Source organism: Pseudomonas sp. NDM, assembly GCF_003105095.1.
GTDB classification, from domain to species: Bacteria; Pseudomonadota; Gammaproteobacteria; order Pseudomonadales; family Pseudomonadaceae; genus Aquipseudomonas; species Aquipseudomonas moraviensis_A.
Map to the genome: position 1 here is coordinate 34,456 of NZ_QETJ01000007.1, position 16,805 is coordinate 51,260.

Here is a 16,805-nt window from a genome sequence, read left to right on the forward strand (position 1 = left end):
CGCTCAGGGGCTGCGCTGCACAGGCTCGATGCCCAGCGCTTCAGCGGTACGCACCAGATCGGCCACCGAACGCGCAGCCAGTTTGCGCATGACCTGGCCGCGATGGACCTTGACCGTGACCTCGCTGAGGTTGAGTTGCCCGGCAATCTGCTTGTTCATCAGCCCGGCAATGACGAAGCCGAGCACTTCGCGCTCACGGGTGGTCAGGGTTTCGTAAGCGCGACGCAGGACGGCGCCGGAGTGTTCGGCGGCCAGCCGCGCGCGGTCGCGGGCCAACGCACTGGCCACCGCATCGAGCATGTCCTGATCGCGAAACGGCTTGGCCAGAAAATCCACCGCACCGGCCTTCATCGCCTTGACGCTCATGGCGATGTCACCGTGGCCGGTCATGAACACCACGGGGATGCGCAAACCGTTTTTTTCCATCTGCTCCTGAAAGGTCAGGCCGCTTTCGCCGCGCAGGCGCACGTCGAGCACCAGACAACCGGGTACCTCACGTTGCGCTTGCGCGAGGAAATCCGCGGCACTGTCGAAGGTCTGCACTCGCAGGCCGATCGAACGCAGCAAGCTGTCGAGGGCCTGGCGCATCGAGGCATCGTCATCGACCACATACACCACCGGTTCGCTGGGCACACCGGAACTTTGCGCAGGACTGGAATGCGACCACAGGGTCATGGTGTCTCCTCGGCGAGATCGCAGCACGCATTGGGCTGGTCAATAAATCTAGTTCAGGATGGCGACCGCAGCCAGACACCGGCCGGACGGTCAGCGATCAGGCTAACAGTCGTCGCCATTGCCGGCCGGCCAGAAACCCCTGAAAATCGGCCAGGCTGAGGCAGTCCTGCCGTCGGCGCAGCAAACAGGCAGGCCTGCGATGTCCACACGACCTTCTTTTACATCGGCGCCGCGCGACGTGGTGTTCATTGCCTATCCGCGCCTGAGCCTGCTCGATCTCAGCGGTGCGCAGACCGTATTCTGGGCGGCGAGCAAGGCTTTGGCCGAGCGCGGGCAGCCCGGTTATCAACTGCACACCTCTAGCCTCACCGGCGGCTTGACCCAAACTGTCGAAGGCCTGCCCATCGATACCCGGGCGTTGAGCACACTGAACACCGCCGCACTGGACACGCTGGTCGTGCCTGGCGCGCCGGACATCTGCCAGAGCCTCGACGAGCACCGCGAACTGAGCGACTGGCTACGGGATCATGCCCACCTCGCCCGCCGCGTGGTTTCGGTGTGCAGCGGTGCGTTTCTGCTGGCCCAAGCCGGTTTGCTCGATGGCCGTCGCGCCGCCACCCACTGGGCGATGTGCGATGCCTTGCGTGATCGATTCCCAGCGATCGAGGTGGATGCCGATGCGATTTTCATTCAGCAAGGCCAGGTCTGGACCTCCGCCGGAGTCACCGCCGGGATCGATCTCGCCCTGGCGCTGGTCGAGGCCGATTGTGGCCGCGAAGTGACCTTGCAAGTAGCGCGCGAGTTAGTGGTTTACATCAAACGCCCCGGCGGTCAGGCGCAATACAGCACGCTGCTGCAATCGCAGGCGCAGGACGGTTCGCTGTTCGATGATCTGCATCTGTGGCTGATGGACCGCCTCGGCGATCCCAACCTGACCGTGCAACGTCTGGCCGAGCAAGCCGCGATGAGCCTGCGCAACTTCACGCGGGTCTACAAAGCACGCACCGGGCGCACACCGTCGAAAGCGCTTGAACTGTTCCGCCTCGAAGCCGCCAAACGCCTGCTGGAAAACTCCCCGCACAAAATCGATCGAATCGCCCGCCTCTGCGGCTTCAGCGACGAAGAACGTCTGCGCGCCTGCTTCCAGCGCCATCTGTCGATTTCCCCCCGCGACTACCGCAGCCGATTCAGCCGCGAAGGCTGAACCGCTATACCTAGGTATAGTTTTGCCCGCTGGCCATTGGCGTATGGTGCAAGAACGACAGGAGTCACCCAGCTCGGCCGCCCGGCCCGGGAGCGTTATGCACAAGACGTATGTCATCGCGGTGGTGGACGACGACGAGGCCATGCGCACGTCGCTGAGCAGTTTGCTGCGAGCGTCGGGTTATCGAGTGCTCGGCTATGCGGCGCCGGCGGATTACCTTGAATCGGATGGGCCGGAGCAGACTGATTGTTTGATTTCCGATATTCAGATGCCGGGCATGACGGGTTTGCAGATGCATGCTGCGCTGCAGGCTCGAGGCTGGGGGATGCCGGTGATTTTTGTGTCGGCGCATCAGAGCGATTTGCTTTGCGCCAAGGCTCGAGAAGCCAATGTCGTTGTCTGCCTGCGTAAACCCTTTGCGGCGGACGAGTTACTTGCCTGGGTTGAGGTTGCACTGCGTAAATCTGAAAACACTTGATAAGGCCGTCAGCGCATTGAATTGCCTGTCGCCTGGATTTATCGACCCATAATCGACTTGGTCGATCATGTCGATGTATGACAGAAGACAACACGGTCGGCTCCCTCTCGTTGGGGAGAGGGGAAGCTCAGAGATGACCGAAGTAGTTGAGCTAACCCGTTTCCCTCCAGCGCTGACTTGATCACACGGAAATGAGAGGCACCTCAAAATCTAGAATCAAAGCGCCACTAATTGCCACTGCAAACTCCGCCTGTCACCCTTCTCCCCGTTCAAAAGGACCAGAACAAGGAACCAAGGATTGAGCGGCTACGTCCCCAACCCACCCAAGGGTTACCGCAACACCGGCGTCGAACCCGTTGACCTGAACGCCCAGCACTGGGCGCAATACAAAGAACTCCCGCCAGCGCCAGACGCGAAACCCGACCTCAAGGGCTGCGTCTTCGCCAAAAGCTGCAACCTGCCCGACGGCGAAATCAACCACAGCAACCCGACCGGGTTCGTCCCAGTTGAAAAACTCGCCGATTACGGGCTATGGGCCGTTTTGGCCACTGGCGCAGCGATTACCGCCGAAGGCATGTCCCTCCAGTTTGTCGGCGGCTCCGCAACTGGCAGTGCCGTTGCCCAACGGCTGGGCGGCTCACTCGCGCTAGGCCTACTCGACGGTGCAGGCGCCGTGGCAGCAGGCGCTGCCGTGGGCACCGTCGCGCTATTGATGCCCAACACCAGTATCGCCCCGGACAGTGCCTTCTATAAGGACGAGCAATACGCCACGCTTGAAACCGGCCGAACGCGTGTTCGTGTCAACGTAAAAACGTTGCCGGACGGCTCCGTGAACGCCTACGGCTTTTACACCGGCGGCAAGAAGGACTGGGAAAATGTACCGGTCATCAAAGCGCAGAAAGACGGCGAAAAATTCATCGCCGACATCGGCAACGGCATCGGTCTGACCTGAACACCGGGTGCGAGTCCCGACGGAGTGCTGGGGATCCCAGCGCTGGAAGGTGCCCCTCAGCTACCTCCCGTCTGGGTCTACCCGCCGACACCACAATCGGACACGCTGCTGGCCAACCCCGCGCACCCACCTGAGTTTCAGGATGCGATCATCTGGTTCCCGGAGGATGCGGGGCTTGAGCCCATCTACATCGTGCTCAGCACGCAGCTAGAGAAGAATAAGCTAAAGGGCAAGGCGTTCGAAGAAGCGTCCTTTGACGAGTTCAGCAAGATCAAACCTGAAGCCGCCCGTGAGGTCACCGTCAAAACCGACAGCGGTGTACGCACGCGCATTGATATGATGGGCCGCGATGCGGACGGCAACATCTCCTGCGTCGAATGCAAATCTTCGGAAACAGCGCCACTGACGCGCAATCAGAAATTGGGCTTTCCAGAAATAGAAAAGACCGGCGCAACCGTCGTCGGCAAAGGTAAACCCGGCTTCACCGGAGGCACCCGAATCCCACCCACCAGAGTCGACATCATTCGACCTGACCCGACCCTCTGAGGGAGCAGACATGTCCATCACCGAAACAAAAGTCGTCGACATCATCGCAGTGCCCGAGTGGGAACCCGACAATGTCGTACTCGTCATCACTGATCACTTGGAATGGGGCGACAAAGCTCAACAGGGTGAACACCTGTTGCTGCTACAAGAAAAGATCAACACCTACATCGCCTTCATCGAGAGCGGCGAACTGCTGGAAAGCTATCCGCCAGCCAAGGGCAAGAATCCGAAAATTCGCATCAATGGTTTATATGAGCTGCCTGAGCAAGGTGCAACCTTTATCGACCGCGTGACCGAGGTACTTAAAGGCGTAGGCATCGGAATGGAATTTGTGCTTAAGGACGATTTTGCCGTTCGACACTAGGCGTGTGAGCTAGTAGAGCTAAAGCAAAGCAAAGGGCGGCAAGCCACAGAGCTGTAGCTCGGTTCCCTCAGAGGGATTGAACAAATCGGCTGGAGGCCAAGGATCCGCAGTGTCCTTAACAGACCCGAACATTATCGATATGTGGGGAATCCCCAAATCGGACAGTGGCACCATCATCCTGGGCATCGCTGACCACCTAGAATGGGGCAATAAGACCCTACAAGCCGAGCACCTGCTCGCGCTACAACGGAAGATAAACGGCTACATCGCTTTCATCGAAAGCGGTGAGATCGATAACAAGATTCCCGCTGCACTCGGCAAGTCACTTGTCATCCGTGTTTACGGCAAACACGAGGCTTCGGAGCAGGGGAAATTGTTCTTCGAGCGCGTGGCTGAGCTCCTGAGAAAAGTGGGAATCGGTTTTGAGTTCGTTTTCAAAGCAGACTAAGCGCTATGTCATTTGTGATCCCAGTGCTGGCAGGTAATTTTTTCACCTGCCAGCCGAGGCGTTTTTCTGCTGCTCTACGGCCAACAGTGGAAGAGCCGAAAAGCTCGTCTACGACGCGACTTGCTTCAAAGTCTCCGGCTCATGGCGCAACGGCCTTGAGATCGGCCTAAACAGATTCGGGCCTCCTCCATCCAGAAAGGTGATATGAGTCAGGCGCGTCAAGCGCATAAACACGACTTGGCAATCACGTTTAAATTACACCGACTGTTACTCCAAAAAGCCTACAACGCCTTGCGCCGCTGCCTACGGGTACTTCAGAATCCGCCGGCTTGTGCGTCTAGGCTGCGGGTCCTATCGTTTGTCGGTCACTGAAATAGGTGATCGGGTTTGGTAGCCCGCAGTGTTAGATATACAGGTCTGCCGTCGAGATTTCTGTCTCGGATTTGCGGTGGCCATGTATAGGGCGTCCTAGGGCGCGCCGGATCCTAACACCCGGTCTACCAACCTGTGCATGGCCGCCACCCTTCGTTTGGTAGCGAAAGGGTGAAGCCTCCCTTAAATGTGTTAGGAGCTTCATCAATGTTCAAAGTAACGCCAAACCCGCCAGAAGCCGATTCAATCCCGTACGACCCCGCTCTGGAACCCCAGCGAATAAAAGATGCGGCCGCTCGTGCCATCAACTTTTACCTCGACCCTCAGACGCTCAAAACCACCATTCCCAAGCGCCAGCCGGGCAAGATCTTTCTCATCGATCCCACGGTGGACGAGGAAACGCTGCTCGTCGAAGCCTGTGAATCGCTGGCCGCCGCCAACGACATGGCCCGCGAAATCAGTGGGGTGATCGACCACCCACAGCGTCGATCGCTGCTGATGTTGCAGCAGGTGATCATGTTGAGTGAGCTGATCGTCAATCGCGTGCTCGACAGCCGACGCGTGTCGAACTAGCCGGCAACCCAGGCAGAAGGGGGCACGCTCCCTCTGCCAGCGGACGCGCCACAGCCGTGGCGCGGCATTCTCATACTCAGACGCTCAAGCGGCGCTCATCGGAGTTTCAGCTGATGTCACAGACACCGTCCCATCCGCCGGTCACCGACCCGGTTTCGCCTTACGAATCCTTTAATTCAAAAAAACTGCACGACGCCGCAGAGCGCGCGCTCGATCATTACCTCGCGCCGGCCAAGGTTAATGCCGCGCCCTACAGTCCAAACACCCTGTTTATGGTCAACCCGGAATCCGACACCGAATCCCTGCTGGTCAATGCCTGCGAATCCCTGGCCTCGGCCACGGTGATGCTCGGGGATTTCTCCGGAATGCTGGAGGGCTCACGGCGCAATACCCTGTTGGGCATCGCGCAGGTGGTCATGCTGGGGGAATTGGCCGTGAATAAAGCGTTGGATAACGTAGTGCCTACCGACTGAACAACCCATCGGCCGTGCAGGCGTGCTGGCACCCTGCGCGGCGATGTTCGTTTCGAACAACACCTGGCCCGATATTCCTCACCACCCATACCTTCGTATACCCCCCTTCCACCCATGCATACCCCCCGCACACCGATGGACAACTGCGCCCGCAGCCTGCGCGCCCTAGCATGACTCTGGACAGCGAACGATTGAGCGCCAGGCAGTACGGCAAGCAGTTGCGGCGGCCAGTGATCGTCACGCGCGAGTCCGGATCGGGCTCGGGTTTCATCCATCCATCAGCGTCAGGGAGCACATTATGAAACAGCAATTATTGGTGATCGGTGCGGGGTTCGGCGGGCTGTGGAGTGCGTTGAGCGCCGCGCGTTTGCTGGACATGCATGACCGTCAGGACGTGGAGATCACACTGCTCGCCCCGCAAGCTGAACTGCGCATTCGTCCGCGCTTTTATGAGCCGGACGTGCACAGCATGTACGCGCCGCTGGACGCGTTGTTCGATGCGGTGGGCGTGCGTTTCGTCAAAGGCACTGCTGAAAGCATCGATGCTGCGGCGCGCCGCGTCGGTTATCGCGACGAGGCCGGGCGTCCGGGTGAACTGGCTTACGATCGGCTGATTCTCGCCAGCGGCAGCCAGCTTGCCCGGCCTCCGGTCCCCGGCCTCAAGGAGCATGCGTTCGACGTCGATCAGATCGAATCCTCGGCGCGCCTGGAACGCCATCTCATGGCTTTGGCCAACCAACCGGCCAGCGTTGCCCGCAACACCGTGGTGGTCGCCGGTGGCGGTTTCACCGGGATTGAAACTGCGACGGAAATGCCGGCGCGCCTGCGCGCGATTCTCGGTGAGGATCAAGACCTGCGCGTGATCATCGTCGATCGCAGCAAGGATATTGCCGCAACCATGGGCGATGGCATCCGCCCATCGATCATCGAAGCATCCAACGAACTGGGCATCGAATGGATCGTCGATGCCAGCGTTGCCGCTGTGGATGCCAACGGCGTCACGCTCGCCGATGGCCGCCACATCGAAAGCCACACCGTCATCTGGACCGTGGGTTTCCGCGCCAGCCCGCTCACTGAACAGCTCGACGCCGAACGCGATGGCCAGGGTCGCCTGCATGTCGACGGAAGTCTCAAGGTGCAAGGCATCGATCATGTATTTGCCGCCGGTGATGTCGCGCATGCTGCCACCGACGATCTCGGTAACTATGCGGCGATGTCCTGCCAGCACGCGATCAGCCTCGGTCGCTACGCCGGCAACAACGCCGCCGCCGATCTGCTCGGCGTCGCTCCGACAATGTATCGCCAGCCGAAGTATGTGACTTGCCTGGATCTCGGTGCCTGGGGCGCGGTGTACACCGAGGGTTGGGATCGTCAGCTGAAGCTGGTCAAGGCCGAAGCCAAAGAGCTGAAGACGCAGATCAACACCGTGTGGATCTACCCGCCGGCCGCCGATCGTCGCACCGCCCTCGCGGCCGCCGACCCGTTGATCCCGGTAGCCTGATTTCGCCCTCCGCTTTTGCCCTGAGAACAAGGAGAACACCATGACCCTGCATCTGGATTCCTTCACCGCCAATCGCGCCGTGACCCTGCAAACCCCCAGCGAAGAACTGGTGCCGTCGCGCTATGCTCTGCGCCTGGGCGACATCGATGTGATGGTGATCAGCGATGGCGTGCTGCCGTTGCCGACCCAGACCATGTCGACCAACGCCGATCCCGCCGACCGTGCCGCCTGGTTCAAGGACATGTACCTGGGGCCCGATGCCTTCGACTGGGCGCTCAACGTGCTGGTGGTGCGCAGCGGCGAGCAAGTCATCCTCGTCGACGCCGGACTCGGTGGCCAATTCCCCGGTTTCCCGCGGGCCGGGCAGTTCCCCAAGCGCCTGGCCGCTGCCGGTGTCGACCTCGCCGACATCACCGACATCGTCATCACCCACATGCACATGGACCACATCGGCGGCCTGCTGGTCGACTCGGTGAAAAGCCGTCTGCGCGACGACGTGCGCATCCACGTCACCGCCGCCGAAGTGAATTTCTGGACCACGCCGGATTTCACTTACACCGACATGCCCGCGCCAGTGCCGGACGTCCTGCGCAGCACCGCCAACGCGTTCATTGATCACTATGAAAGCAAGCTGCAGATTTTCGAAGACGAATGTCAGGTGGCACCCGGCGTGGTCGCCAGACTCACCGGCGGGCATACGCCAGGACACTGCGTGGTCTACGTCGACTCTGGCGGCGAGCGCCTGACCTTTGCCGGCGATGCGCTGTTCCCGGTCGCGTTCGATCATCCTGATTGGCACAACGGTTTCGAACACGACCCGGCCAAATCGGTGGAGGTGCGCGTACGCCTGCTCAAGGAAGCCGCCGCCAGCGGCGAGCTGTTCGTCGCCACCCATCTGGCCTTCCCTTCGGTGGGTCGGGTCGCCGTCAACGGCGAGGCTTTCCGCTGGATTCCGGCGATCTGGGACTACTGATTGCGCGCTTGAAAAGCCTTCGCCCGGCAATTGCCGGGCGAAGCTGTTGGGGTGATCTGGGTCGTCCGCGTCGGCGCTAATACGCTGATGTTCCGCAGGTTCGCCTGTACCTGATGAACCTCGAAGAACCGCGTTCCAGAGCGCTGCGTGTCGCTGATCATCTGGCCAGAAAATCCTTTGAATTTTTTTTGTCGGACAAAATCATTTACGTATGAGCGTAAGGAGGAACTCATGCGTAACACCGATATTTTCGTCATCGAATACAAACTGCACGACCAGCCAAAATCATTCGTCATCCGCGCCAAGAGTATGCGCAACGCCGACGCTTGGCATTGGGCGAGCTGTGACGCCGGTATTGCGCCGATTCCAAAACCGGGCAAACCACCGTTGAAGGTCGTCTCCAAACCCCAGGCCGAGCGCTATGGGATTACTGAGGTGAAGTGGCGCGAGACGGCAGCGCTGGACTGGACGGAGGCTTAGACAAACCGAATTGTTCAACTGATTTTGTCGAATTGGCCGGAAAGCAAAAAGGTTCTGACCGCGTGAAACTGCTCGCTCCAACGGCCTGCTTTCGCTGTGACGCAGAGCCTCACGGGAGCGTGGGAACGATCAAGTCAACCCAGGTTTACGACCAGAACCCTTTATGCGGCTCAGCCGCCTCCGCCTCCAGCATCGGCCCGAAAACACTGACCGTGCGTTGCCCTCTGGCAAAGACTTCACGACACGGCAGCGAGAACGTCGGGTTCTCCGGATGATCGCCGGTCAATCCGAGCAAAGCATGCTCCGACAACGCATACACCACCCGCCCTACCCCGGTCCAATACACCGCGCCGGCACACATGCAGCAAGGCTCGGCGCTGGTGTACAGCGTGCAGGCCTCCAGCTCCGTGGGTGACAACAGCTTCGCCGCCGCAGCCACCGCGACCAGTTCGGCGTGCTGGGTGGGATCACCTTCCGGCGGCATCGAATTGTTGCCCGCCTCGGCGATGACCTTGCCGTCTCGGTCCGCCACCAGCGCTGCAAACGGATGCCGGCCACGCTGCTTCGACGCTTGCGACAGAGCGATGGTCTGGCGCAGCAATGCAAGGTCCAGATCGCTGACGCCGGCCGGAACAGGCTGAGTGAATTGATTCATGGGTAACTCCTGGGCAGTGTGAAAAGACAAAGGTCAGTCGGCCAGTTCGGCCGCCGATGCGCCGACGGCGTCGGTCGATGTTTTTTGTTTGTTGAGCAGTACATTGAGCAGGATGGCGGTGATCGCGCCGAGGAAAATCCCGCTGTCGAGCACCAGTTTCAGCGTTGGGCCGACGTGTTCGAACAGAGCCGGAAAGGACATCGGCAGGACGCCGACGCTGACCGACACCGCAACAATAATGGCGTTGCGTGTGCCTTCGAATTGCACCCGTGACAGCACCTGAATGCCCGCCACCGTGGTCATGCCGAACATGACGACCGCGCAGCCCCCCAGCACCGGCGTCGGCGCTGCTGCAATCAGCGCGCCGAGCTTGGGAAACAAGCCCATCAACACCATGATCGCGCCAGCAGCGGCGACGACGAAGCGGCTCTTGATGCTGGAAAGCGCAATCAGGCCGGTGTTTTGCGTGAAGGCGTTGTACGGAAAACTGTTGAACAGGCCGCCGAGCATAGTCGACAGCCCGTCGGCGCGGAAAGCATTGCCGAGGGTCTGCTGGGTAGTCGGTTTGCCAACCAGTTTGCCAATGGCCAGGCAGTTGCCGGTGGTCTCGGCCATGATCACCAGCATCGCCAGGGTCATGATCAGAATTGGCATCAGAGAGAATTCCGGCGCACCGAACGCCATCGGTGCGCTGAACTCGAACCACGCTGCTTCGCTGACCCGACTGAAGTGCGTCATGCCGCAGGCGGCAGCGATCAGGCTGCCGACCAACAAGCCGATGAGCACACTGAGATTGCCGATGAAACCGCTGAATCTGGCGTAGATCACCAGCGTCACACTGACCGTGGCCAGGCCCAGCACCAGGTTGGCCGGACGGCCGAAGTCGGGCGAATCGGGATTGCCACCACCGAGCCAGATCGCCGCCGCCGGCATCAGTGAAATGCCGATGATGGTGATCAGGCTGCCAATCACCACGGGCGGAAAGAATCGCAGCAAGCGGCTGAATACCGGCGCCAGCGCAATGGTGAGAAAACCGGCAGCAATCACCGCACCAAAGATCTGGCTGAGACCGAACTCCTTGCCGATCATGATCATGGGCGCCAAGGCAATGAACGAGCAGCCCTGAATCAATGGCAAACGCGCGCCAAATTTCCAGAAGCCAAGGGTCTGAATCAGCGTCGCCACACCCGATGTCAACAGGTTGGCATTGATCAGTAAAACCACCTGGGCCGATGTCAGCCCCATCGCACTGCCGAGAATCAGCGGCACCGCCACCGCTCCGGCGTACATCACCAGAACATGCTGCAGGCCGAAGGTGAACAGCTGCCGCAGCTGCAGCACTTCGTCCACCGGGTGAACGCGTTGTGTAGTCATGGCACAAGCTCCTGAGGGGGCAGCGTGGGTGGTAACCGTTGGCGCTCAGGGGCAGATGGACAGAAAGGATCAGCCCCGGCGTTTGAAGACGCGAGGTCATCCTTGAATGTTTTTAACGATGAAACAAATTGGCAACCATCGCTTTTTTCGATGGCTAACGCGGGGCACAATCGCCCTTACCTTCAACCCGGGAGTACACCGCGTGCGCTTCTCACTCGATCAATTACTGATGTTCGTCCAAGTGGTGAAAAGCGGCTCGTTCTCCGCCGCCGGGCGCAAGCTGGGCAAGACGCAGTCGACCATCAGCGCGGCGATTGCCAACCTGGAAACCGATCTCGGCGTCGAGCTGTTCGACCGCAGCAATCGCAGCCCCGCCCTCACCGCCAACGGCCATAAATTGCTGGTGCAGGCAGAGGCGGTACTGGAGCGCTGCATGACCTTCGAGGCCCACGCCGATTGCCTCTCGGACAACGTCGAACCGAGCCTGACCCTGGCGATTGAAACGCCGTACGGCCCGATCATGCCGGTGCTGCAAGCGTTTGAGCAGGCCTTTCCGTTTGTCGATCTGATCATTCGTCACCCGGTGCACGGCGATGTCAGCGAACTGGTCAGCAGTGGCGAAGCGGTGCTGGGCGTGGCGTTTTCGCAGCCTGGGTATCCCAAGGAACTGGCGTTCCAGCAACTGGGCAAGCTGATCATGCTGCACGTCTGCCACCCCGAGCATCCGCTGGCACAGCTGGACAATGTCACGTTCGACGATTTGCACGTGCACCGGCGCCTGGCGTTCAGTGCGCACGCCAGCAAACTGCCAAGCAGCGAGTACCTGCGGGCGACGCAGCTGTGGCAAGCGGAAAGTTATCTGGCCCTGCTGGAAATGGTCCGCGCCGGGCTCGGCTGGGCGACCCTGCCGCGCCAACTGATACAGCGCGAATTGGGCAACGGCGAACTGGTCGAACTGCAGCTGTCGGCATATCCCCACACCGACTGGCAGATCGGCGTCGATCTGGTGTGGGCACGCCAACGGCCGCTGGGCACGGCCGAGCGCTGGCTGAAAGAAAAGCTGCAGGCCAACAAAGTGTATGAGCGTGATCGCAATGGGCAGATCACCACGCTGTGATGATCTGGCGAACAGCTGTCTTTCGATCAGCAAGTGCGGGCGAATGACTTCAACCGCCATGCCGGTTGATCAGCGCCCCACGCTGGCTCGGGTATGTTCAAGCAGGCTATGCGGGATCGGTCGTCAGCTTTCCCGCGTGACCACCCGGCGATGGCAATCGGCGGGGGTCAGTACCTTGCCCGCTCGGGAGCGCACGACGATGGTCTCGACAGGTGCCGACTCTTCGTTATCCAGCAACACCGAATAACTCTCGCCCTTGCGGAACAGGTAGCGCTCGCCCCACTGGCGCATGCTGATAACGATAGGAAACACGGCGCGTCCCATCTCGGTCAGGACGTATTCCTTGTAAGCGCTGCCGTCGGACGCGGGCTGTATTTCGAATACGCCCAGTTCGACCAGCATCTTGAGTTTGACCGTCAGGATGTTCTTGGCCAGGCCAAGGCGCTTCTGAAACTCACTGAAGCGACGAACATCATCAAACGCGTCACGAATGATCATCAGAACCCAGCGATCGCCGATTGCCTCGAGTGTACGGGCCACGGGGCATTCGCTCTGTGCCAGTAGTTGCTGTCTGGCCATGTCTCTCCAGGGCTGCAAGTCTGATGAATAGAATGATCTAACGTCAGACGAAAATGTTTTTGAAATGTGGTTGTATTTAACAACCTGATTTGCTAAAAATCAACGCATCGGTTTCTATTCGAAACCACAATCCAAGGATGGAATGATGCCGTACAAGCCTCATGCCCCGGTAAAAATGGACGTCGAGGGCGACAAAGCGGCCGGTGGCTACACCCGGACGTCTCCAGGTACAGCGCCTTCGACTTTAAGCCGCTACCAGACTTTTCTCTTTGCAATTACCTGCGCCATGGCGGTAGCAAACGTCTACTTCGCCCAGCCTTTGCTGGAGTCCATGGCGGCCAGCCTTTCTGTATCACCCGGCACGATCGGCATTGTCGTCACCGCCACTCAGGCCGGTTATGCGGTCGGTTTGCTGTTCATCGTGCCCCTCGGCGACCTGCTGAATCGCAAGAAACTTATCCTTACACAAATGTTGCTTTCAGCCGTGGCGCTGTGCGCCGTTGGCCTTGCTCAGGATTGGGGCATGCTGCTCGGCGCGATGGTCCTGGTCGGATTGATGGCCGTCGTCGTGCAAGTGGTGGTCGCCTACGCTGCTACTTTGGCCAGCCCTGAACAACGCGGCGAAGCCGTCGGCACCGTCACCAGTGGTGTCGTGCTGGGTATCCTGCTGGCTCGCTTCGTTTCAGGAGCCGTTGCCGATCTGGCGGGCTGGCGCGGCGTTTACTTCGTCTCGGCAGCATTGATGGTGGCGATGGCCCTGGTGCTGTTTCGAACCATGCCCGCCTCGGCCAAGCCGCCCGCACAAGGCAGTTACTGGAAACTGCTGGGGTCGGTGTTCGAGCTGTATCTGACTGAGCGCACACTGCGTGTCAGAGGCACTTTCGCGCTGCTGATCTTCGCCGCTTTCAGCGTGTTGTGGACGTCGATGGTCTTGCCGCTGAGCGCTCCGCCCCTGTCGCTTTCGCACACGCAGATCGGGCTGTTCGGCCTGGCCGGGGTAGCGGGAGCACTGGCGGCGGCCCGGGCAGGACGCCTGGCGGATCAAGGACTGGGTAATCGCACCACGGGCGTGGCGCTGGCGCTGTTGACGCTGTCCTGGTTACCCACCGCGTTCGTCGAAAGCTCGCTGCTGGCGATGGTCGTGGGGGTCGTCCTGCTGGATTTCGCCGTGCAAGCGGTGCATGTGACCAACCAGAGTCTGATCTTTGCCGCACGACCCGACGCCCAGAGCCGCCTCGTCGGTGCCTACATGTGTTTCTACTCGGTGGGCAGCGGCCTGGGTGCGATCGCGGCTACTTATACCTACGCGCACTTCGGCTGGGTTGCCGTGTGCCTATTGGGCGCAGGCATCAGCGTCGTCGCCCTGCTCTATTGGTTATATCTTCAACTGACCAGCAGATAACTTACCGCCAGACAAACTAACTGCTCGAGTGCGTAGTGATACGCAGCGTGCAACTGTGTGCCTGCCACACAAACTTTAATAGGGAATCGAGGTAAGTATGGCGTTGCACACACTCACCATTACTTCGCAAAAGTCTGACTCTGCGCATGAGTTCCAACTACCGAGCAACTCTGCGATTACCGATATCGAATGGGAAGCCGGCGGCAAGAATCTGATCCCGCTGGGCTGCCGTGTAGGTGCCTGCGGCGCTTGCCTGATCAAGGTTGAATCAGGTCTCGAGGCCTTGAATCCTCGGGATGACGATGAACAAGCGTTTATTGAAGTACTGGGTTACACCGGCGAAGAATATCGCCTGGCCTGCCAGTGTTTGATAAGAGGTGAATTGGCCATTGAAGTTATTGGCTGATAGTTGCAATTGAATCCACTAATAAACAACGCGTTAAAACAAACCCAAAAAAGAGGCTTGATATGCTGAACCGTGTAAAGAATGTTGGCTATGGTGACCGCACTCCTTTTCTCAACGCTGCCGCTTCGCTGAATCTGCGTGGAGAAATCGATCGGATAATCGACGCTCAAGTAGAGCAGTGGTACGAAACCGTACCTCAGGCCGCGCACCTGGAAGGCAAAGACGTCAACAGTGCCTATTACAAGCGTCACCTGATCGAAACCGCATGGCGCATCCGCCTGCTGCGCGTAGCGGAAGCCAAAGCACTGGTCGAAGTGGCTAAGGTCAGCCCGGAAGCGGCACAGATCTGGGCGCATTACGAGCAGGAAGAAATGCTCCACGACGATCTGTTCATTCAGGACCTGGAGCGTGTCGGCGTCAGCCGCGAAGAGTTCCTCGCCACCGAACCGTACCTGTCCACCAAACTGCTGACCGGCTTCTTCTCCTACCTGCTCGACCACGAAGGCCCGCTGGGCGTCATCGCCTACTCCTATCTGGTCGAGTACGTGAACGTGAAGCTTGAGCCGCGCAAACTCGAAGCGCTGAAGACTTCGGTTGGCGAGACCAAAATTGTCGGGCAGATCTCCCACTCTCACACTGACATCAACGATGACCATCCGGGTGAAGTCTGGGCGGCCCTGCGTTTCCTGATCAAGGGTGAGCAGGACATCAGCGCGCTGAAACGCTACCTGGCCGAGCATCAGAAAATTCTCGCCATGTATTTCAGCGAGCTGTACATCGACACCCTGGCCAAGCCGCAAGACAAGGCTGCTTAAGCCATGGAGCAGGCAATGAAGTCAAACCGACCCGGTGTTCTGATCCTGAGCCACTGCGGCTTTTCTTTCCTGGAAGACCTGAAGGAGGAGCTGCAGCGACGCCAGCTTCGCTGTTTCGTGCTGTCTTCATTGCCGCTTCCAGAACATGTGCCGGCCCGCCTGGAGCAGATCCAGACCTGGGCGGACCGGTTGTACATTTCCGACTCGCACCAGTTGAAGCAGGAGGATGTGAGCAATGCGCTGCAGACCCTGCGCAAGTCCGGTGAGCAGGTCACCTGCTGCATCAGCGTCTGGGAAGGTTACCGGCACTTGATGGCGGCAGCCAACGCATCACTCGGCACCTATGACATTGATGCCCGGCAGGCGCTGGCACTGCGCAACAAGCTCAATGTGCGCAACCAGCTTGCCGAGGCGGGCCTGTCCAGCGCCCAGGCCCATGCGCTGACCGCCCCTGTCCTCGAAACACTGAAGGCCAGCAGCCAACGCTACTTCATCAAACCGATCCACGGCATCGCTTCCTATGCTGCATTTCCGATGCGCCAGGACACGGACTGGCAGGCGCTGGAGGCATTGCGTCTGGCCTCGACCGAAGACACCGTCTATGCCTCGGCATTCCACGACGGCCTGCAGTTCATGGCTGAAGATTACATCCCGGGCCAGGAATTCAGTTTCGAAACGTTGTTGGTGGATGGCGAAATGCATGTCGTGGCCATTCACGAGAAATATGAAGTCACCGAGACCGCCGACACGGTGCTGGAAGACAGCTGCACCACCCCGCCAGCCAGCCTTGATCAGGCACAGATCGCGGCGGGCCTGCAATGGCTGGAGAAAGTGCTGGGGCGCATGGCGCTCAAATGGGGCTGCTACCACGTCGAATCGCGGTTCACTGGCCAGTACTGGGACCTGATCGAGATCAACCCGCGGGTCGGTGGCAGCCTGATTTCCCACAGCGTCGAGGCCGTCACTGGCGGGCACAGCATGCTGTCGCTGTGGATCGATCTGCTGTTGGCCAGTCAGGACGATACCTCGACCCGTGCGTCACTGGTGCAGCGACTGGTTGATTACGGCTGGCGCTCGGACGGCACGAGCACGCAGTCGGCGGCGACTTTTTTTCGCGTGTATTTCGCCAGACCGGGAACGCTGAGTTCCGTCACCTTGAACGCGTTACCGCTCGCACCGGTGGTTCAGCACATTCTGCTCAAGGCCGGCGATGTAGTGCCCGCGCATGCGCGTGAGGTGTTCCTCGGCCAGTTGCTGTGGACCTTCGAGCGCGCCGATCAGGCGGCGCAATTGCACCAACTGGCCCAACTCAGCGCCACGGCGCTGGACATTCAGTATCAGCCGGAAAGCCCTTGAGCGGCCGCCGAACCACTGCCTGAAACAGCCTTGCCTCTCTGAACAACTGCAAGTATTCGAGG

At 59.7% G+C, this 16,805-nt stretch carries 18 protein-coding genes and 1 pseudogene; 15 read left to right on the forward strand and 4 right to left on the reverse strand.

What is annotated here, in order from left to right; genetic code table 11:
• Positions 1 to 3 precede the first annotated feature (3 nt).
• A complete protein-coding gene (locus DCO47_RS03305) occupies positions 4 to 675 on the reverse strand; it encodes a response regulator transcription factor (protein WP_116657437.1) in 672 nt (223 codons plus the stop codon).
• Positions 676 to 874: 199 nt separating this feature from the next.
• Here DCO47_RS03305 and DCO47_RS03310 point away from each other — a divergent pair, with 199 nt between their 5' ends.
• From DCO47_RS03310 to DCO47_RS03355, 10 genes and pseudogenes are all read left to right on the forward strand, one after another.
• Positions 875 to 1,879 (forward strand): GlxA family transcriptional regulator, encoded by a 1,005-nt coding sequence (locus DCO47_RS03310; RefSeq protein ID WP_042609632.1) that lies wholly within the window; start codon positions 875 to 877, stop codon positions 1,877 to 1,879.
• A gap of 97 nt (positions 1,880 to 1,976) precedes the next feature.
• A complete protein-coding gene (locus DCO47_RS03315; RefSeq protein WP_065617069.1) occupies positions 1,977 to 2,357 on the forward strand; it encodes a response regulator transcription factor in 381 nt (126 codons plus the stop codon).
• 298 nt (positions 2,358 to 2,655) lie between these two features.
• Positions 2,656 to 3,855: pseudogene (locus tag DCO47_RS03320) on the forward strand (S-type pyocin domain-containing protein).
• Positions 3,856 to 3,865: 10 nt separating this feature from the next.
• On the forward strand, positions 3,866 to 4,219 hold the full coding sequence (locus DCO47_RS03325; protein WP_042609629.1) for a DUF6572 domain-containing protein: 354 nt from the start codon (positions 3,866 to 3,868) through the stop codon (positions 4,217 to 4,219).
• Between the two features lie 109 nt (positions 4,220 to 4,328).
• Positions 4,329 to 4,667 (forward strand): DUF6572 domain-containing protein, encoded by a 339-nt coding sequence (locus tag DCO47_RS03330; protein WP_065617068.1) that lies wholly within the window; start codon positions 4,329 to 4,331, stop codon positions 4,665 to 4,667.
• A 579-nt stretch (positions 4,668 to 5,246) separates the two neighbouring features.
• Entirely contained in the window at positions 5,247 to 5,612 is a 366-nt protein-coding gene (locus tag DCO47_RS03335; RefSeq protein WP_064361939.1) for a DUF6124 family protein, read from the forward strand.
• Positions 5,613 to 5,725: 113 nt separating this feature from the next.
• The gene (locus tag DCO47_RS03340) at positions 5,726 to 6,085 is read left to right on the forward strand and encodes a DUF6124 family protein (protein ID WP_065617067.1); all 360 of its coding nucleotides are present in this window, start codon (positions 5,726 to 5,728) and stop codon (positions 6,083 to 6,085) included.
• A gap of 298 nt (positions 6,086 to 6,383) precedes the next feature.
• Positions 6,384 to 7,586, forward strand: a complete 1,203-nt coding sequence (locus DCO47_RS03345) for an NAD(P)/FAD-dependent oxidoreductase (RefSeq protein WP_116657438.1) — start codon at positions 6,384 to 6,386, stop codon at positions 7,584 to 7,586.
• 40 nt (positions 7,587 to 7,626) lie between these two features.
• Positions 7,627 to 8,559 (forward strand): MBL fold metallo-hydrolase, encoded by a 933-nt coding sequence (locus tag DCO47_RS03350; protein WP_042609625.1) that lies wholly within the window; start codon positions 7,627 to 7,629, stop codon positions 8,557 to 8,559.
• Positions 8,560 to 8,790: 231 nt separating this feature from the next.
• Complete coding sequence (locus tag DCO47_RS03355; RefSeq protein WP_042609623.1) at positions 8,791 to 9,039, forward strand: DUF6555 family protein; 249 nt, start codon at positions 8,791 to 8,793, stop codon at positions 9,037 to 9,039.
• Between the two features lie 145 nt (positions 9,040 to 9,184).
• On the opposite strand, the gene DCO47_RS03360 is transcribed toward DCO47_RS03355, so the two are convergent.
• Together DCO47_RS03360 and DCO47_RS03365 are read right to left on the reverse strand one after the other, a co-directional pair.
• Positions 9,185 to 9,694: a nucleoside deaminase gene (locus DCO47_RS03360; protein ID WP_042609622.1), complete on the reverse strand. Its 510-nt coding sequence runs from the start codon at positions 9,692 to 9,694 to the stop codon at positions 9,185 to 9,187.
• Between the two features lie 33 nt (positions 9,695 to 9,727).
• A complete protein-coding gene (locus tag DCO47_RS03365) occupies positions 9,728 to 11,068 on the reverse strand; it encodes a nucleobase:cation symporter-2 family protein (protein WP_116657439.1) in 1,341 nt (446 codons plus the stop codon).
• A gap of 202 nt (positions 11,069 to 11,270) precedes the next feature.
• Here DCO47_RS03365 and DCO47_RS03370 point away from each other — a divergent pair, with 202 nt between their 5' ends.
• Positions 11,271 to 12,185: a LysR family transcriptional regulator gene (locus DCO47_RS03370; RefSeq protein WP_116657440.1), complete on the forward strand. Its 915-nt coding sequence runs from the start codon at positions 11,271 to 11,273 to the stop codon at positions 12,183 to 12,185.
• A gap of 123 nt (positions 12,186 to 12,308) precedes the next feature.
• Here DCO47_RS03370 and DCO47_RS03375 read toward each other — a convergent pair whose 3' ends face one another.
• Complete coding sequence (locus tag DCO47_RS03375; protein ID WP_064361946.1) at positions 12,309 to 12,764, reverse strand: helix-turn-helix domain-containing protein; 456 nt, start codon at positions 12,762 to 12,764, stop codon at positions 12,309 to 12,311.
• Positions 12,765 to 12,909: 145 nt separating this feature from the next.
• Here DCO47_RS03375 and DCO47_RS03380 point away from each other — a divergent pair, with 145 nt between their 5' ends.
• From DCO47_RS03380 to DCO47_RS03395, 4 genes are all read left to right on the forward strand, one after another.
• The gene (locus DCO47_RS03380) at positions 12,910 to 14,166 is read left to right on the forward strand and encodes an MFS transporter (protein WP_042609618.1); all 1,257 of its coding nucleotides are present in this window, start codon (positions 12,910 to 12,912) and stop codon (positions 14,164 to 14,166) included.
• A 97-nt stretch (positions 14,167 to 14,263) separates the two neighbouring features.
• Positions 14,264 to 14,572, forward strand: a complete 309-nt coding sequence (locus DCO47_RS03385; protein WP_042609617.1) for a 2Fe-2S iron-sulfur cluster-binding protein — start codon at positions 14,264 to 14,266, stop codon at positions 14,570 to 14,572.
• A gap of 62 nt (positions 14,573 to 14,634) precedes the next feature.
• Entirely contained in the window at positions 14,635 to 15,387 is a 753-nt protein-coding gene (locus DCO47_RS03390; protein WP_042609616.1) for a hypothetical protein, read from the forward strand.
• Between the two features lie 15 nt (positions 15,388 to 15,402).
• Positions 15,403 to 16,743, forward strand: a complete 1,341-nt coding sequence (locus DCO47_RS03395; RefSeq protein ID WP_116657441.1) for an acetyl-CoA carboxylase biotin carboxylase subunit family protein — start codon at positions 15,403 to 15,405, stop codon at positions 16,741 to 16,743.
• The last annotated feature ends 62 nt before the right edge of the window (positions 16,744 to 16,805 follow it).